The sequence below is a fragment of the bacterium genome (assembly GCA_040755755.1).
Taxonomy (GTDB): domain Bacteria; phylum SZUA-182; class SZUA-182; order DTGQ01; family DTGQ01; genus DTGQ01.
The window spans coordinates 1-17,160 of sequence record JBFLZW010000084.1 but is presented as its reverse complement, the minus strand read 5'-3'; the positions used below and the strand labels follow the sequence as shown (position 1 = coordinate 17,160).

Annotated in this window: 14 protein-coding genes and 2 pseudogenes; 6 read left to right on the top strand and 10 right to left on the bottom strand. The window is 51.6% G+C overall.

The features are described from left to right. Nucleotides 1-263 precede the first annotated feature (263 nt). Nucleotides 264-389 (top strand): annotated as a pseudogene (locus AB1611_21755) (transposase). On the opposite strand, the gene AB1611_21750 reads toward AB1611_21755, so the two are convergent. Then, the gene (locus tag AB1611_21750) at nt 377-532 is read right to left on the bottom strand and encodes a hypothetical protein (GenBank protein ID MEW6382199.1); all 156 of its coding nucleotides are present in this window, start codon (nt 530-532) and stop codon (nt 377-379) included. The pseudogene AB1611_21755 and the gene AB1611_21750 sit on opposite strands and share 13 nt — an antisense overlap. Nucleotides 533-751: 219 nt before the next feature. Then, nucleotides 752-886, bottom strand: a complete 135-nt coding sequence (locus tag AB1611_21745) for a hypothetical protein (protein ID MEW6382198.1) — start codon at nt 884-886, stop codon at nt 752-754. 154 nt (nt 887-1,040) lie between these two features. On the opposite strand from AB1611_21745, the gene AB1611_21740 reads away from it, so the two are divergent. Next, nucleotides 1,041-1,313, top strand: a complete 273-nt coding sequence (locus AB1611_21740) for a hypothetical protein (protein MEW6382197.1) — start codon at nt 1,041-1,043, stop codon at nt 1,311-1,313. A 272-nt stretch (nt 1,314-1,585) separates the two neighbouring features. Then, nucleotides 1,586-2,497: a hypothetical protein gene (locus AB1611_21735; protein ID MEW6382196.1), complete on the top strand. Its 912-nt coding sequence runs from the start codon at nt 1,586-1,588 to the stop codon at nt 2,495-2,497. Nucleotides 2,498-2,577: 80 nt separating this feature from the next. Here AB1611_21735 and AB1611_21730 read toward each other — a convergent pair whose 3' ends face one another. The 6 genes from AB1611_21730 to AB1611_21705 form a co-directional block, all read right to left on the bottom strand. Then, complete coding sequence (locus tag AB1611_21730) at nt 2,578-3,792, bottom strand: zinc-dependent alcohol dehydrogenase (protein MEW6382195.1); 1,215 nt, start codon at nt 3,790-3,792, stop codon at nt 2,578-2,580. A gap of 165 nt (nt 3,793-3,957) precedes the next feature. Beyond that, nucleotides 3,958-6,096 (bottom strand): amylo-alpha-1,6-glucosidase, encoded by a 2,139-nt coding sequence (locus tag AB1611_21725; protein MEW6382194.1) that lies wholly within the window; start codon nt 6,094-6,096, stop codon nt 3,958-3,960. 147 nt (nt 6,097-6,243) lie between these two features. Then, on the bottom strand, nt 6,244-7,548 hold the full coding sequence (locus AB1611_21720; GenBank protein MEW6382193.1) for an alpha-amylase family glycosyl hydrolase: 1,305 nt from the start codon (nt 7,546-7,548) through the stop codon (nt 6,244-6,246). A gap of 154 nt (nt 7,549-7,702) precedes the next feature. Next, nucleotides 7,703-10,918, bottom strand: a complete 3,216-nt coding sequence (locus tag AB1611_21715; protein MEW6382192.1) for a PEP/pyruvate-binding domain-containing protein — start codon at nt 10,916-10,918, stop codon at nt 7,703-7,705. A 15-nt stretch (nt 10,919-10,933) separates the two neighbouring features. Next, complete coding sequence (locus tag AB1611_21710; GenBank protein MEW6382191.1) at nt 10,934-11,710, bottom strand: hypothetical protein; 777 nt, start codon at nt 11,708-11,710, stop codon at nt 10,934-10,936. Between the two features lie 13 nt (nt 11,711-11,723). Continuing rightward, on the bottom strand, nt 11,724-11,900 hold the full coding sequence (locus AB1611_21705; GenBank protein ID MEW6382190.1) for a hypothetical protein: 177 nt from the start codon (nt 11,898-11,900) through the stop codon (nt 11,724-11,726). Between the two features lie 1,397 nt (nt 11,901-13,297). On the opposite strand from AB1611_21705, the gene AB1611_21700 reads away from it, so the two are divergent. Next, nucleotides 13,298-14,089 (top strand): FliA/WhiG family RNA polymerase sigma factor, encoded by a 792-nt coding sequence (locus AB1611_21700; protein ID MEW6382189.1) that lies wholly within the window; start codon nt 13,298-13,300, stop codon nt 14,087-14,089. Between the two features lie 163 nt (nt 14,090-14,252). Here the strand turns inward: AB1611_21700 and AB1611_21695 are convergent, their stop codons facing one another. Both AB1611_21695 and AB1611_21690 read right to left on the bottom strand, forming a co-directional pair. After that, nucleotides 14,253-15,590 carry a sigma-54 dependent transcriptional regulator gene (locus tag AB1611_21695; GenBank protein MEW6382188.1) on the bottom strand — a complete coding sequence of 446 codons (1,338 nt, stop codon included), beginning with the start codon at nt 15,588-15,590 and terminating at the stop codon, nt 14,253-14,255. Between the two features lie 164 nt (nt 15,591-15,754). Further along, nucleotides 15,755-15,982, bottom strand: a complete 228-nt coding sequence (locus tag AB1611_21690) for a hypothetical protein (GenBank protein ID MEW6382187.1) — start codon at nt 15,980-15,982, stop codon at nt 15,755-15,757. Between AB1611_21690 and AB1611_21685 the strand changes: the two are divergent. Beyond that, a pseudogene (locus AB1611_21685) lies at nt 15,968-16,282 on the top strand (glycogen debranching enzyme GlgX). The gene AB1611_21690 and the pseudogene AB1611_21685 sit on opposite strands and share 15 nt — an antisense overlap. Nucleotides 16,283-16,802: 520 nt before the next feature. Next, nucleotides 16,803-17,160, top strand: a 358-nt coding sequence (locus AB1611_21680) for a hypothetical protein (GenBank protein MEW6382186.1), incomplete at its 3' end; no start/stop codon positions are given.

Here is a 17,160-nt window from a genome sequence, read left to right as displayed (position 1 = left end):
AGTCTTAACCGGAAAGTGCTGCCCACTTTTAAGCTCTGCTGCTGAACCCGGATCCCGGATAGCTTTTATAGCCGAATGCACTCCCAGCAATATCAAGGACAGCGGAAAAGGGGCCCGTCACTATCTTATTTATCGTCATGGAATCTAAATTAAATTGGTAATAATCTGCATTACCGGTAAAATTTCAATTCTTACGGAGCCGGGCGTAAGCCTTCGCCATTTGGCGGAACTATCTCGGACGCAGGGTGCAGGTGTCAAAAAAGAAAAGAGGCAAGGTCAAGCAATCTCCCCCTGAAAACCTCCTTGACCGATTAAAGGAGCACAAACAGCAGGTGCTGACCTTTATGGATGACTTTCGTGTACCTTTTGATAACAATCAGGGAGAAAGGCTTTTCTTCTGCTGCTCTTCATCATCCAGTTTATCTGAAACAAACTTGGCTTTCTGGTAGCTTAACCCCCCATTTTGGGGAGCAAGTAACAGACATAGCCGGTTAAAGACGGATGAGCATACGAAAAAAATCCCGGTGGTCATGCTGACCGCATCCAAAGAGGACAAAGACCTGAAAAACGCTTAGGATCTGGGTGTCAATAGCTATGTGACCAAGCCGGTCAAATTTGAAGAATTTTCCCAGGTCGTGTCGGAACTGGGAATGTACTGGGTGTTGTTGAATAAGCTGCCCAGCCGATGATATTGCACTATTTTAATTCAGTGCATTTTTCCCAATCCCACCGCCCTCCGTTGTTCGCTATCTTATATCCTGAAAGCCAGGAGCCCGGAGAAAACAAGGTTATACCAGGGGTTATAGGCCGCAGAAGCAGGGTTTGAAGCTATATTTTCCCTGTTTCCCTGCTGGAACCATAAAGAACCAAAATAGTGATTTTTCATCAAACCTTTCCGTATCACCTCACGGCCGGAATTTTCAGAAAATCTTCTAACCTGTAGATAATTTTGACCATTTGAACCGAAAAAATAGAACCCCACATCTTGGCATGCAATATGCTATGGGATTTGGAGATTATTCGAAGGAGGAAACAAGACTATGCATGATTCCGATAACTCGAAGGCGGTGGGACCGAAGGCACGGGAAATTCTGGTTGCCGAATTGATCGATGCCCTGGAAGAAGAGCTGGAGCTCGAAAATCCCTTTATCCCTGAAGACGAAAAAAACCTTTGGGTAAAATACATGCTGCAGGATATCTTTCAGCGGGAGGGATGCGAGCCAGGGTTTGATATATCGAACCAGGATTTCTGGGCGGGGAGGAAATTAACACAAGAAATTAATAAAAAAGACATAAAGGTTATATATCATTAATAGTTAAACCGAAAATGAAAAAAGTTCTGATGAGTAAGGTTCGAGTGCTGGCTGATTTTCCAATCCGCTGTTTGCAGATTCCAACAGCCATCTCATGATCAGACCTCGATGAAAAATACCGTGAAATCAGGCAGAGAACATGCCGGGCCTTGGAATGTCTTTTTGGGGGGGAAGGCCCGGCAATTCCTGGCTTAATGGAGTATCGATTCGTGAAATTCCGATTCAGGTAACTGGCAGGAGAGGGATCGGGTAACTTACAGGAGAGAGAAAGAATGCAGATGACTCAGACGGAACCATCGGTCAATGTCGCCACCACCTGGCTCCGAAGCTGTTCTGGCTGCCATGTAAAAATGTTTGACCTGCGGGAGGATTTTCTCAACCTCCGTGGGGAGGATCTGAAAATTAATTTTTTTACCGCCATTGATGAGAAAAGCATTTCAGAAGTGGATATCGGAATCATTGAGGGAGCAGTTGCCAATAAGGAAAACGAGAAGATATTGAAGAGGTTTCGGGAGAAATCCAAAATTCTGGTGGCTGTCGGAACCTGCGCCTGTTTCGGTGCGTTGCCGGGAATACGGAGTATGTTTCAGGAAGAGTGCACTACCGACAGGAGCGATTATCAACCGGAAGAGCGGCTTGAACGGATAGAATGCAGTCATCCACAGGGCAGGCCGCTCCATCAGTTTGTCACCGTGGATCATGCTATTCCCGGATGCCCTCCCCTTCTGAAAACCCTGAAAGAAACCGTCATGGGTCTATTGAAAGGTCAAAAACCAAAATCAAAGGCAAAACACAGCCTCTGTGCTGAATGCAAAAGAAAAAAAGGTTCGGTATTATTCAACCATGACCTTCCGCCTGATCTTGATTCCTTCCATAGGGCCATTCAAAATTATAAGCTCGATCCGGCAGTCTGCTTTCTTGAGCAAGGGGTAATGTGCAGGGGAAAAACAACTGCCGAGGGTTGCGGGGCACGATGCTTAAAGGGAAATGTTCCCTGCTGGGGATGTATGGGGCCTGTTCCGGAACTGTATGAAGGCGAGATGGATAACTTTAAGATATTGACTCCTCCCCCTCCCGTTCTCAATCCAGGACCGTTATCCAACCAAAAGCCGGGCGAGGCATTTCCTTCTCCTATCGCTGTCGAACCATCGATCGGCGGCAAGGGGGCTTTTCTGGAACAGTAAGGGGAAAAAGGGGAGGATAAGATGTCCTCCCCCTTCAGCTCAATGCTATTGGCAGTCAATCGCCATCATGAGCCCTTGATTCATCTGCCAAACACCAGCTCCACTTTGATCCAGCCCGGCTCCCGCAGGTCAAAGGCCCTGTAGGCATCGATAATTTTGCTGAAAGGCTCAACCTGAGTGGGAAGCTCCGGCAGATCGATAATGCCGCTTTCGACTATGTCTATGAGCATCGGAATATACTTGCGGTGATTGCAGTTTCCCATGTTCACGGTGATGTTTTTATTCATCGAGACACCGAAGGGGAAGAAGCAGACCGTCTCTGGATAAACCCCGATAACAGAGAGTGTTCCCGCCTTGTCCAGGGCTTCCACTTCCCACTCAAGTGCCTGCGAGGGTGCATCTCCCGGCTTCCAGAGCTCGCCGCGCGGATTGGCATGGGGAGCGACCTGCCGGATCTCCCACCGGAACTGCTCGGACTTTTGGTCGGCCTTCGCTGCTGCCGGGCCCCGCTGCGGACGCTGGGCATCGACCCCGACTGCATCGATTATCCGGTCAACGCCGATGCCGCCGGTGAGATTCAGGATTGTTTCAACCGGATCCTCGGCATTGAAGTCAATGATCTCAGCCCCCTGATCCCTGGCCATCTGGAGCCGGGAAGGAATATGGTCCACAGCCAGAATACGGCCGGCTCCCAGGAGTTTGGCACTGGCAATGGCCATTTGGCCAACGACCCCGCATCCGAAGACGGCAACGGTATCACCGGCTTTGATTTCAGCCAGTTTTGCCCCAAAATAGCCCGTAGGAAAGGCATCGGAAATCAGAATGGCTTCCTCGTCCGTCATCCCTTCGGGGATCTTCTGCAGTCCGACGTTGGCAAAGGGAATACGGGCCCGTTCGGCCTGAAGACCGTGGAAGGGTCCGGACATCTTCGGCCCCCCGAAAAAGGCGGTCCCGGCCCGCTTCCCGTTCGGGTTGGCATTGTCGCACTGGGCGTAATAACCGGCCCGGCAGTAGGCACAATAACCACAGGCAATCGTGGATGGAATAACGACCCGGTCGCCGATGCTCAGGTTCCTGACATCGGAGCCGATATCCTCGACAATGCCGACACCCTCATGGCCCATGATCGTGCCCGGCTCCATCACACCCATTGTGCCGCGAATCATGTGCAGGTCCGTCCCGCAGATCGAAGTGGCCGTGAGTCTCACGATGGCATCGGTAGGTTTCTGAATCATCGGCTCAGGCACATCTTCAAGGCGAATATCACCGATTGAATGAAAAACAACAGCTTGCATGGTTTAATCTCCTTATCTGATTAAGGCATTACCTGAAGTTATCAGGATTAGCTCTATGTTTATCAGTTGGTTATGGAAAACTACTCAGGCACAGAGGCACAGAAAAGCAAAGGCACAGAGAAAAGCATGAGAGAATAACTCAACGGGTTCCCCATTTCCCCTTTTTCATGTGGTGTTTCGGCCACTGGCGGTGGTTTTCACCCAGCAGTGAAGCATTTGAGCGACGCTCCAGGCCTGCGACACGCATCCTCTGCAATTGAATGGCGGCTCTGCATCGAAAATCTCGCTGATCGATCCAAGGCAGGCATCATCGAGGTGAGCGATCAATCCATCGAGAAAGTGCCTGCCTCCTGACCGGTCATCAGGGTAAACCTTGAGCCAGGCGTCGATGAAGGGGCCGATGAGCCAGGACCAGACAGTTCCCTGATGATAGGCTGCATCGCGTTGCCGGATGTCTCCGCAGCATCTTTGCCGGTAGTCCGGATGTCCGGGAGCCAGGGACCTCAGCCCGAAGGGGGTGAGAAGCTCCTTTCGGACGGTTTGGAGGACAGATTCCCACCGGTCGGGATCGAGCACCGGATTGGGCAGGGATATGGCCAGAATCTGATTGGGGCGAAGTGAGGCGTCATCACCGGCTTCACCATCAACGACATCATACAGGTAATTTCCTTCCTCATACCAGAAACGGCGGTTAAAGGAATCATAGACCCATTCGGCCAGTCTGGCAATCGGTTGGGCTTCCTTTGCCCCCCGCTCCCTTGTCACCCACTGCCCCAGGAGGCACAGGGCATTGTACCAGAGCGCATTGATCTCAACCGCTTTGCCGCGTCGCGGAGTAACTACCCAGTCGCCCACCTTGGCATCCATCCAGGTGAGCTGATAGCCGGCCTCGCCCTGTCTCAGAAGCCCGTCTCCCGGATCGACGCCGATGCCAAAGCAGGTTCCGGCCAGGTGATGATTGACGATTTCAAAAAGCAGGGGCAGGAGATTACTCAGCATAGACTGGTCCCCGCTGACCAGAAGATAGTCCGAAAGGGCCTGGAAGAACCAGAGGGTGGCATCAGCCGTGTTATACTCTCCCTGTGACCGGCCTTCGGGAAAAACATTGGGAATGAGGCCGTGGCGAATGTGGCGGGCAAAGCTTTGCAGGATATATGCTGCCTCGGCCTGACGTCCGGTGATCAGGGTGAGCCCCTCAAGGCTGATCATGGTGTCGCGGCCCCAGTCGGTAAACCAGTGATAACCCGCCATAATGGTACGCCCCCGCTCATCGGTCGTGGCAAGGTCTGGGGCGTTATCAGCTATCCGGAAGCCGGGAGTGACGATGAACTGGTCAGCCGCAAGGACGAGCTCCGATGCCGGGCCTGACCGCACCTGCGGCCAGGCTGCGGCCAGAAGCCGCTGCCGCCGCTCGATCTCCGACCTGAAGGCTTCCCGGGACTTTTGGGCCAGCATAACCTCCCAGCTTTCCGTGGAGGCCATCAGCGCTACTTCATCACCACTGTTATCACCGTCATTTCCCATCGCTGCCTCCAGGGAGCCAGGACCCCAGAGCGTGCCCAGGCAGGGGTAGCCCCGCTCGTGCTCAACCCGGTAATAGACACCTCTGAATCCCCTGCCAATCAGATTCAGTGAGTTCTCCCGGCCATGCAGCACGAGGCGGAGCGAGGGGAAATCTCCATCCGCCCTGATCTCGATCCAGTTCCTCATGACCTTCATAGTATAAGGGGTCTGAAGGCTTGTATCCACCTCGTCATGGATCGGACGAAAGTGCATGAAGGGCCGAAGCCGAAGCCGGAACGGCCTGCTGCCTGAAATCAGCCGGTAATTGATAAAGACGGTATTGTGCAGGTAGGAAAGGAAAACTCTTTTCTCAACAACCAGCCCCTCCACTTCGAAGCGCCACACGGGAAGCCCGCTCTCAAGCCTGAATTCCCGAAGAAACCCGGCTCCGGGCAGATGCAGCTTTCCTCCGGGATGATTCCCTGACGGAGGGTTTTCTCCCGGCGGTTTCTCTCGCGAAGAGTCCTCTTCCAAGCCCTCTTTCCAAAAATTTCCTTCGGCCCGCTCCTCATTTCCCAATTCGACCACCCTGCCGTCAGTAAACGCTATCTCTTCCAAAAGATTGGTAAGCATCACCAGTCGGCCCCGGCGAGCAGGCAGAGCCGCAATCAGGAGGCCGTGATATTTCCGGGTGCATACCCCGGAAACAGTAGCCGATGCGTAGCCGCCAAGGCCATTGGCTACCAGCCATTCGCGGTTGAGAAGCGGGCTTGAATCGGTTTCAGCCCTTGCCCAGGACATTCTCCTGATGGGCGGACTGGGGAAAATATTTCCGGCTGTGGCATGCTCCATAGGACAGTCTCAGTTTAGTGGTCAGTGGCCAGGGGCCAGGGGCACCTTTTCTCCCTCGCCCCTAATGCAGGGACACCTTCCACTGACCACTTCTTTTCACCCCGCAACAGCATCCCGTGAGGTGATCAGCACAATACCCTGGCCGGGCCGAAGGTCATAGGCAAATGGCACAGGAATGTAATCCAGGGTGAATTCCGGGGAGATATCCTTGAGCGGAGCCCCTGATTGAATGAATTTTTGCAGGCTTTCCGTGCGAAAATGCTGCCTGTTATGAATATCCTTATTGAGAATGACCAGCGATTCTTCCCGGTCACTGGTAGATGCTTTCCACATGAGTAAAACATGATGATTGTCTTCATGATGGTGTATCTCGGTGGGAGCATCCTCCTGAAAGATTGCATGTGCTGCCTTGATCCTGTTGACTGCGGTGATGAAGGAAGTCAGATCGATGTCTGTCTCCTCCCAGTCTTCAGGCCTGGTTTTGGCTACATGGAGCTTTTTGCGAAAGCCGAATTCAAAGCCGATGGGCATCATGACCCCGCCGGAAAAAAGCGCGGCAAACAGATACCGCTGCTTCAGTCCGTCGATATTGCCCTTGAGCTCCTCACAGAGCCTTATTGTATCGTGACTCTCAGGGAAGCCGATTGAGGGGGCAATATCCCGGGTGAGATCATATTGCTGCATCAGCCACTGGCTGTTGAAATCCCACCATTTGGAGCTGTTGAAGATGTAATCGAAACCGGCACTGGCGGTGTTTCTGGTCAGATCCGGCGGACATCCGAGGGTTTCGGCAAAAAAGAGCACATCCGGATACAGTTTCCTGGTTTCACGAATGAGCCGCTCCCACAGATTCCGGGGAACCTGGTAGGCTGCATCGCAGCGAAATCCGGTAAAGCCAAGCTCTACCAGAGACTTCACCACCCCGAAGAAATAGTGAAAAACACCTTCCTTGTCCCTGGTATGTTTGAGGTCGAACTGAGCCAGGTCCATCCAGACCACCTTTTTCCCATTTTCGTCAGCAAAAGGATGAGCAACATGCCCCTTGGACTCCCAGAGAAACCATTCGGGGTGCAGCTTCAAGAGGTCGGAATCCACGCTGCAATGATTGATAACCAGATCCACCATCATTCGAAGGCCAAGCCTGCCTGCCGTCCTGGTGACTTCCTTGACCTGCTCCTGAGGACTTAAGCTGCTCTTCTGATCGATCAGCAGGGGATTAATATCGGCGTAATCCGCTATACCGTAAATACTGCCTGACGTTCCAGGGCGTTGAATGGGATTGACGAAAATCCAGTTGAAACCCATTTGGGAAGCTCGATCGAGATGTTTTTCCCAGTCAGAAAATTTTCCAGCCAGAAGGGGAAACAGGTTGTAGATGATCATCTTTTCCGGTCTACTCATGCCACATTGCTCCTTTTATGCAAATTGTTCCGTTCCTGCATCGTGTGGTTTTGGCTCCAGAGAGGTCTTATTGTAGCATAGATTTTGAACAAAAGGTCACTATTTCGTATCGACAGGGAATGACAGGATAAACGGGCAGAGAAGTGACCAGTGATCACTGGCCACTGGCCACTACCTTTTCAACTCCCACCTGTGGCCGGGTCTGCACAACATAATATTGCCCTTTGGAATAGGCCCCTTCAATATCCTGCGGGGCTCCCAAGATCCGTTCGATCGTTGTTCCGATTCGGGAAATAGTAGCCAGGAATTCGTTCCGGAAAGCATCATCCCACACCAGTTTCTCACCCGCGTAGTCAAGGACAGCTTCGCGGGGCGGCGGGAGCATGATACTGCTGTAGAGTCCTGCACCTGCATAGGTTGAAAGGTCTTCCCCGCTGAAATCCGAGCGGAAGATCAGGCCGCCGCCAAAAAGGCCCGTGCTTTTACTCGGAAAGGAGAGCAGTTGCGGCGAGCATTCTCCTTTACCGCACGTAAAGCCGAGGGCACGGCCGGGATAATCGCCGACCAGGGTCTCTCCAAGTCCCAGGACCGCTTCGGCATACATCTTGTCCCGGTCGCCGGACAGCGGATTGACCGTATGGATCACGAAGCTGTATTCAGCCTCGACAACCCGCTGAATAAGCACGGCCATATGCAGGTCCTTATGGGAAAAGCCCCGTGCCCTGCGGCTCAGGTATGCCCGTTCGTTCCATTTGGAGGCCCACACCTTCTTGATGCACATCCAGGCATCCTCCCAACTTGCAGCCCCCTGCGGGGTGGCTGGCCAGGGGAGCCCTGCTTCTTCCATGGTCCGCCGGAAGGAGGAAATGAGTTCATCCGGTGCGTTGAGGGCCAGGATCGCCCGCTGAAGCTCATCGAGCAGGGTGCGGTCGGCTTTCTCTTCCTCCCCATCGATCCGGCTGCTCAATTGCCGGTAATGGCCGGATACCTCGATATTGCGCTCGTCATCCAGGACCTTTTCAAACACTCCGTATGGCAGCGCTATTGACGAGGGAAGGCTGATCCAGTCAGGCACCTTGCCCGGCAGGCGTTTCAGGTTGTTGGATTTACTCCCCACGTTCTGCCCGCTGAAATCGCTCATCGGAATCGCATAGGCAGTAAAGCCGGGCTGGCAGCGCGGTGCCCTGACCTTTGGCAGTCGCAGGGAAGGAGCTTCAATACGTTCTTTCGGATGTTCTTCGATCATCACCTCACCGCAGGTATCCACCTTCAGTTGAATCACCTGCCCTTTGAGCGATTTCAGCCGTTTGACGATCTCAGGTTCATAACAGGTGGCAAACAAAACCCGCGCATTTCGGGCCCGGATCGCCACGTGGGAGACGATATCGGTCGAATCCGGGGTGATGACCGCAGTCGCTCCGTCCGGAATATTCTCATCGCCGTCAATCTGATCGCTCACGATGATTGTTGGCTGGCGAAAGGTTTTAGCCTGAATGGATCTCAGGGTTTTCACCGCTTTCACCTCGCCTATGACCCGGTTCAGGCTGATAACCTGCCAGTTGCCGAGATTGGCGCTCCGGCGCAGGATTGGATCGAGGGAGCGCAGGAGCACAGCCAGGATAAAAGCCGGACGTCCCCGCACAACCTCTTCGCTGAAAAGGGTGATGGTCCAGGTATCAGCCCCAAAGGCATGTCCGAGAAACTCGGCCTTGGGCTGAATGAGGCGATACAGGCTGTCGATAAAGCCGCTGAGGTTGCGGCTCAGGCGGCCAAGGGCAGCCTCGGCCCGAAGCGACCACTCCCTGTCAAAGCGCGGCATCTGCCGCAGGCGGCTCCATTGGTGAAAAATGGCGGAAAGCTCGTCATCCTGCCGGGAAAGGATGAGATTTTCAAGAATCAGGCCTGTCAAGTCCACCATCTGATTCCCTTCCAGCCGGGAATACGAGGTCCGCTCCACCACGACCCGCAGGAAATCCTCCAGGGCAAGATCAAGATAGAGCATATCCCGCACCTGAGGCGGCGGCCCTCCCTGGAGGCGGCCGGTCAGGTTCTTTCGGGCTTCGGTGATTTTCTCCACCATGGCGCCTGCCGGCATCCAGGGGTCAGCCTGGTGTGCCCAGATAAAATCCATGAGGCCGTGCATCCCGCCATCGAAAAGGTAGCGGGCGGCCTGGATGGCAATTCCAAGATCAGTGCCGGAGTGAACCGACTTGAGGACCCCCAGAAAATACTCGAAATCGTGGATCAGGGCATCTTTCAGATGCGGCATGAAATCGGGGTGAGACCTGATCGGCCGCTCATAGCTTTCCAGCCGCTCTTTGGTGATCCCGCCCCCTTTGAGTCTCTGGTAGAATCGGTCACGGTTCCCATTGCTCTGCAAAAACTCCAGAAAGGCCTCGCAGATGACTACATCGTCGGGAGTTGTGTTGTTGTGGAGCTTCTGATGCCACTCCTCCAGAAAATGGCCGGAAGTCTCCTTGATGTCGTGGCGGTGCATGATGGTTAAAACCTCATCGCGGACCCGCTGTCCCTCGCCTCCCCGGCCCACCGTGGTCAGCATCAGCCGGATAAGTTCGCGCTCTCCGGTGCCTGCGCTGGTGAACCGCTCAGCCAGTTTCTGGGTCAGGCGGTCCTCGGCGTGGCTCAGCTCGCTGGGCTTGGTGTTATAGTTTCTCTGCCAGGCCAGTTGCCTGATGGCTGAAAACCGCAGCCAGACAAAGAGCAGTGCCAGGCCGTCGAGGTTGTCCCTCCCGATCTGGTCCACAAGGTCATGACAGAGGTTGAAGCGGTGCATCAGGGTCCACGAACCGCTGTTGACCTCCCGGTCAATGATGGTCTCAGCCAGGGTGGCCAGTTCAGGACTGCCGAAAGCCACCCGGTATTCCTGCGGGATAACGACCGGAATGGTGAAATTGCGGCCATGATCCTTGATCCACTGCCCGTGGTCAACCTGCTGAAAGAGCACAAAGGAAATACCAAGGGGTGCCTCCTGCCCGCTCATCCGAAGGTGCAGTTGCCGGCAGCCTGCCAGGTCGGCAAACGGGGTCCGGGCTGCGGCATTTTGGAAAACAGCCGTCCCGTCAGGCCGTATCTCTTCCGGCGGCAGGACCCATTCGGAGCGAAACCGCCTGGCCACTCCCCAGTGCAGGAGCAGCGGCCCCGGAATGTCGGTGGCCAGCACGATCCGGTAGTAGCCTTTCTCTTGGCTGTGGCTGTGGTCTTTCTCATGGCTGACCACAACAGCCAGTTCATGGCCGTCATCAAGGTGATAAAGATGCTCAAAGGAGATATCCTCCCGCCTGATCCGTTTTCTGGCAGCCTCCAGAAGGGAGGAACCTGTATTTTTTGGGTTGTCGGTCATTTCTTTCATTCCCCCTCCCCTGCCCTACTCCCACTTTCCTTTCAGCAGAGGTTCAACCGGATGCTCAGACTTGCGCAGCCGGAATTCATTCAACACATCAGCCGTACTTTCGGACTCATCCTCGGAACTGAGCCGGATGTCAAGCTCCCCGCCGACATCCTCGGCAGCGCCGATGATTAAAAGCTCCGCCCCCTCGTAATCCAGAAAATCGGGCGGATCAACGGCGATCCACCGCTGGTCTTTGAACCTGTCCCGAAGCTGAGGCGGGAATCCGGGTTTTCGCTCCCCACCAAGTCCGGCCTGAGAGGGAACATCTGGATTTTTGACACTGATAATGTAGCTTCCTTCCTCTTCGATGTTCAGAGCACGCTGCACCTCCCCGACGCCCTTGGGAAGCTCCAGCATATACACCAGATGAGTATGACTGCCATGCCGGGCAAGAGCATATACACCCTCACCCGCAGGCCGGGCAGCCGGAAGAGCCCGCTCACCGCGGGTTGCGGTCTGATATTTTTCTCCCCTCAGCGCATCCCTGATCTGCTCGCCGGTCGAGCCTGCTCGATCCACAAAACCCCAGTATTTATTATGCTCTTCCGGCTCAGGGAGCCTTTTCTTCCCCACAGTGATCAGCCGATACCGTTCTTTGTCCTCCGGGCCGAGTACGAATTGAAAACGCTGGACATCCGAAAGCCCCTGCGCTGATTCCTCCTGCACCTGCGGACGGTAAAAAAAATAGATATTACCGCGCTCAAGTATATCGACAGCCTGATCAGGCCGATTTCCGGTCCGGTTTTTCGCCATGCTTTGTTCCTCCTCAAAGATTCAGTGGCCAGGGGGGAAGAAAAGTGGTCAGTGACCAGTTGTCAGTGGCCAGTGATAGGGAATTCAGCAGCCGGAATAAAACCTCCTGAATTCTGACTCCTGACTCCTTGCTTTCCATAAAGCTTCGCCCTCTCATTTCCCAGGAAACCTTTTTGAATTTTGGTTCCATTATTCACCCTTTCTGGCCAGTATGGGTGATAAAATACACTTTACTTAACCATTTGATTAAATGTTACATATCTTAACGGTTTGATATCTCTCTATCGGATAAATGCCGGTTTTTTTCCCATCCCAGCCCCGGAAGTTTCAATATGACCATAACTTCTTCAGGTAGTAACATCTTCAGATTAAACAGGGACAATCATGATGATGGTTTGGTCCGACCCCAGGACCACAGGCTATATGGGGAGCAGGAGAAAGGAAAAGAAAAAAATCATTTATTTCCTGGAATTTGATAGATTATCCATTCCATGATTTTTTATCAGCATTCTATCGGTAATTATTGAGAAAATCCTCCTTAGCCGGGCTATTCCTTACCCCGGTTTATGGATGTGACGACCATACTTTCAGGTTATGTCTCCCTTGGAAAAAGAATTTTTTACTAATACCTGGATTTTATTCCCTCATTTTTTCCGTTCCCGCCGCTAAATTTTATCTTTTAAGATAACGATAAAAAATTAAGATATTATTTATTTACAAAAATAAAAAATTTACCAGAAAGGCATGTATATTGCTTCTTTAATTATCAATGAAGGAAATGTTGTTGAGCAGAGGATTGGGAAATTGAAGAAAGCGCCGTCTCTTCCCACGAGATGGCAAGAGGTATGAATTAACATGCAGGCCGGTTGTAATAATAAATGGGGTAACCTTCTCCCTCTCTCCCCCCGGCCTGCATTTTCCTTTCTCTGAATAAAAAAACCAAGGAGCATGGAGATAATACCGCTCTTTTTGGTTCCAGAACCGGATTGTTGATGGAGACCCTGGCTGAGTTTATCTCTCAGCCGGATTGTTACAGACCAGGTTGAGGGAAAGTTCCAGCAGGTAAATGCATTTTCCAAGAATGCCCGATGCATACACGGTTGTTGAGAAATACCTCGGCAAAGTCTCGAACAGAACCAGATTGAGCATATAGAGCAGAGAGGTATTTATTGATTCCTGATCTTCCAATCGGAAAATCTATTGATGCCATAGGCGCTCATGTTGTTTTCATTTTCAGTATCGGAAGAAATGTGAAAGCAATAACGGGCAGATTCCCCTGAATGGGTCTGATGAGGGAGGGATACTGGTGATTGAAGAGCAATGTCGGTATCTATCTGAATCGTAACTACTCAGACACAAAGGCACAGAGAGACAAAGGCACAAAGGGGGCAAAGGCACAAGAGGCATTCGAAAAGGAAGAGGTCATTCGGATACAAGGTTATATCTTGGGTATGACACCTGATGGAGTCAGGTTCCCGGCTGATGGAGACCATTTTTAGAACGGTAACGGTAATTGGAATGGCAACAGGAATGGAGGTAAATAAGCTTTTGGGGAATAGAATATTTATGGTAAAAGGGGATGATATTTTGGAAGAGCAGAGAGAAGAGGAAGGAAGAAGAGACGGGGGGAAAGAGAAAAAGGGTTTCGATTCGGAGACCCGTGAGAGAATGATCCTGGATCATCTCATGCTGGTCAAATATATTGCCAAGAGATTGGCAAATCATCTGCCTGCATGTCTTGATCTGGAAGATTTAATTGAAGTAGGAATCATTGGACTGATTGATGCCATCGAGAAATACGACCCCACCAAGAATATTAAGTTTAAAACTTATGCGGAATTCAGGATTCGCGGAGCTATTCTGGACGAGCTGCGATCCCTTGATTGTACTCCCAGGTCTATTCATCAGAAAGCCAAGCTGTTTGAAAGCGCCTATCAGGATGCGGAAAAAAAGGTTGGAAAGGATGCAACTCCAGTGGAAATTGCCCAGGAAATGGGGCTCTCCGTAGAGGAATTCAATCAATTGAGCCAGCAGACAAAAGGGTTTTCCGTTCTCAATCTGGAGGACCTTGACAAGGGGTTATCCAAAAAAGAGAAGGACAACCTTATCGGCATGCTCCGATATTCGTATGATGAACATGTCCTGGAGTACCTTAACTATAAGGAGATTCGTGATGTGTTGAGCGAGGCGATTGATGAGTTGCCAGCCAGACAGAAAACCGTTCTTTCTCTGTATTACTGGAAGGAGATGAGCATGAGGGAGGTAGGAGAACTGCTGGGACTGGCCGAATCGACTGTTTCCTCTCATCATCACCGTGGAATCAAACATCTTCGGCAACGGGTCAAGGAACTGAGCAGTCGACTGGATATCTGTCAATGAGGATAAGGTTGGGGGAGTCAGCCCTTGACATTTGATCAAGGGCTGAGATGTTTTAAGTGTCATTCAGCTTAAATGTAGTATTAGGCGGCCGAGGAAAACAAAACAGCCCACCCTTCCTTTGGAGGGTGGGCTGTTTTGCAGGATATTGAAAGTTAGCAAACCTTCAATTTTCAGCTTTTCTGAGGGGCATAATATCAGCCCCGTACTCTTTCAATCTTCTCCATAAAGTTGTCCGTCCGATTCCCAGGTTCTTGGCTGTCTTTTTCTGGTCCCAGCAGTTAGCTTTCAATTGCTTTAAGATATAAAGCTTTTCCAGTTCCTTCAGGGTAAGGTTCCGCTCCTGAAGAACCTGAGGGAAGAGAAAATCTGACTCTCTGAGATAGCTGGGGAGGTCTTCCAGGGTGATTTGCTCCTGGCTCGACATAAGGACCGCATACTCGATGACGTTCTTGATTTCCTGAACGTTCCCCGGCCATTGATATCTCATGAACCGTGACAATACTTCCGGGGAGAGAGACTTGGCCGGAGAGATGGCATATCTGCTGAGAAAATGGTTAGCTAAAAGGGGAATATCGACTTTTCTCTCCCTCACGGGAGGAAGATAAATGGGAAGCCCGTTTATCCTGAAAAACAGATCCTGACGGAATAATCCCTGTTCAACCAGGGTTTTGATGTTCCTCTTGCTTGAGGCGATCAGCCGGATACTTCCGCTCATGAAGTTTTTCTGGTTCCATGAGCAGGAGGCGGCATCGAGGAGAAAAAGCAGACTTGCCTGAACGAAAGGCGTAGCCCGGTCGATGTTATTCAGATGGAGTGTGCAATGCACTTCCTCGCCATTGACCTTTTCCGCTTCTTCGAGGATTCTGTCTCTCAGGTACTGGAAGGTTTGTTCTTCGGACAGGTTATCCGGAATCGTTGTGCAGTTGATGGTGATGAAAGGAGAAGTCCGCCGGGGGCTGTTTTGATGGATCATGGTAGCCAGAGTCTTTTTGCCGGTTCCATCCTCGCCGATAATCAAGGCCGGGCTCTCGACATCTGAGATTCTGGCCAGGAGTTTGAAGATATCAACCATCTGCCGCGATCTTCCAACCAGAGAAGGTATTCCGGTGTAATTTTCACCGCACGAGCGCTTCATGAAATTCCTGCGCTCAATGGCATGATGGACGGTCTCGATAATCCGCCGGGGTTCAAACGGCTTCAGTAAATAGTCGTAAGCCCCGAGCTTCATTGAATTAATGGCGCTGTCGATGGATTCATTTCCGGTAATGACGATGACTTCGGTATTGGGAGATATCTCTTTTACCTTTTTCAGCAGATCCAATCCATTGATGTAGGGTAAAAGCAAATCAACCAAAATAAGGTCATAGGGCATTCCGGTAATCATGGCTTCAGCCTCAAAACCATTGCACGCCTCATCTACCTGATAGCCTGAATTTTTCAGGAGAGAGGTTAATCCCTGCCGAGTACTTTGATGATCTTCAATGATAAGAATATTATCCATCTCTGTCCCCCTTTATGGAATTTTGTATAATTTAACATGTCATGTTATTTTTGTCAATATTATACTTAATTAATAAATGCAGGAGCTTGACTGGCCAGGAGTTTACGGCTATTCCAGACTGAAAATAAAAAGATCCCAAAAAGGAAAAGCAGGCAAAAATTTCTCTACTCCTCATCCCAGCTTGGATATTGTTCCGGAGCCTTGCCGTGAGCTTCAAGGATAACCGGTTTCTCGATCTGAGGGTCTGGCGGGTCAATGCGCTCCAGTTTCACCTCGAATTGCCAGTTATCACCAAAATCATATAAATACGTCATGGTCGTGTTGGGTTTAAGACCTATCTCACCGATAAGAACATCATCGGCCCAGGGGGATTCCTCTTTGTCACCTCTCATGACGGATTCACCCTCCATGACCTGGTGAGCTATAACGGAAAGCATAACGAAGCCAATGGCGAGGGAAACCGTGATGGCGCAAACGAGAACCTGAGCTGGAACTTCGGGGTCGAAGGGCCGACCGACGATCCGGAGATGCTGAAGCTGCGGGCGCGACAGCAGCGGAATTTCCCGGCCACCCTGTTCTTCTCGCAAGGGGTGCCGATGCTGCATGCCGGTGATGAAATTGGCTGCACCCAAAAGGGGAATAACAATGCCTATTGCCAGGATAATGAGATTTCCTGGCTGGACTGGAACCTCGATTTTTGCCTGCCTTGAGCGGCGGCAGCCGCTGGGGTGTGGCGGGGGAATCGGTTGAGAAGGGCCTTCCCTCCTGCTATATGCGTATGCACCTTCAGATCGCCTGAGCAGGCATGATTCCCTTGACCGAACAGCGCCTGCTTACCGAGCTTGAATATTTCAACAATATACACAACTTTTATGAGTTAACCTTAATATCTTCTATGACAACTGCCCGCCTTAAGTTTGCCTTGCTGACAGCTTCGAGTCCGGCTTAAGGCTTGCAGCTTGCAGACTATGGGCTTTGCGGCTCGCCAGCCTTGAGCATCGGCGGAAAAAACCGGCCCACTCCCCGCTGGTATCAATATTGCCATATCTCAAAAATAAAGAAGTATGGAGAGGGAGCAAGGGGGAGTGAACGGTTAGGAAAGGAGGTGGAGAGCAGCCACTGGCCTTGGTAAGGAACAGGTGAAGGCATATTGTATTAGCGATTGTTCGATTTCCCGATGTTTTTTTTCGTATGGTTATGGAGGAGAGTATCATGAGGAATCTATTTATTCGACCGAAGGCTTTGATTGTTTGGTTTCTTTTCCTGTTTGCTTTCACAGTTATTCCCGCTGGCACTGCCCGGGCTTATTACAGCTATGGCTATGGCGGACTTATGGGCGGGTTATATGGCCTTTACGGTGGCGGTCTCTACGGCTATTCCGGGCTCATGGGCAGACTCTACGGGCTGTACGGCGGCGGATTGTATGGACTCTATGGCGGGCTGTATGGCTATGGCGGACTTATGGGCGGGTTATATGGCCTTTACGGTGGCGGTCTCTACGGCTATTCCGGGCTCATGGGCGGACTCTACGGGCTGTACGGCGGCGGATTGTATGGCCTTGGCGGTCTTT

Excerpts from the sequence above, each read along its gene's own strand:
- AB1611_21690 (MEW6382187.1), bottom strand. The coding sequence starts at position 15,982 with ATGAGAGGTGACAAAGAGGAATCCCCCTGGGCCGATGATGTTCTTATC.
- AB1611_21705 (MEW6382190.1), bottom strand. The coding sequence starts at position 11,900 with ATGGAACCAAAATTCAAAAAGGTTTCCTGGGAAATGAGAGGGCGAAGC.
- AB1611_21715 (MEW6382192.1), bottom strand. The coding sequence starts at position 10,918 with ATGAAAGAAATGACCGACAACCCAAAAAATACAGGTTCCTCCCTTCTG.
- AB1611_21750 (MEW6382199.1), bottom strand. The coding sequence starts at position 532 with ATGACCACCGGGATTTTTTTCGTATGCTCATCCGTCTTTAACCGGCTA.
- AB1611_21745 (MEW6382198.1), bottom strand. The coding sequence starts at position 886 with ATGAAAAATCACTATTTTGGTTCTTTATGGTTCCAGCAGGGAAACAGG.
- AB1611_21740 (MEW6382197.1), top strand. The coding sequence starts at position 1,041 with ATGCATGATTCCGATAACTCGAAGGCGGTGGGACCGAAGGCACGGGAA.
- AB1611_21735 (MEW6382196.1), top strand. The coding sequence starts at position 1,586 with ATGCAGATGACTCAGACGGAACCATCGGTCAATGTCGCCACCACCTGG.
- AB1611_21695 (MEW6382188.1), bottom strand. The coding sequence starts at position 15,590 with ATGGATAATATTCTTATCATTGAAGATCATCAAAGTACTCGGCAGGGA.
- AB1611_21725 (MEW6382194.1), bottom strand. The coding sequence starts at position 6,096 with ATGTCCTGGGCAAGGGCTGAAACCGATTCAAGCCCGCTTCTCAACCGC.
- AB1611_21730 (MEW6382195.1), bottom strand. The coding sequence starts at position 3,792 with ATGCAAGCTGTTGTTTTTCATTCAATCGGTGATATTCGCCTTGAAGAT.
- AB1611_21720 (MEW6382193.1), bottom strand. The coding sequence starts at position 7,548 with ATGAGTAGACCGGAAAAGATGATCATCTACAACCTGTTTCCCCTTCTG.
- AB1611_21710 (MEW6382191.1), bottom strand. The coding sequence starts at position 11,710 with ATGGCGAAAAACCGGACCGGAAATCGGCCTGATCAGGCTGTCGATATA.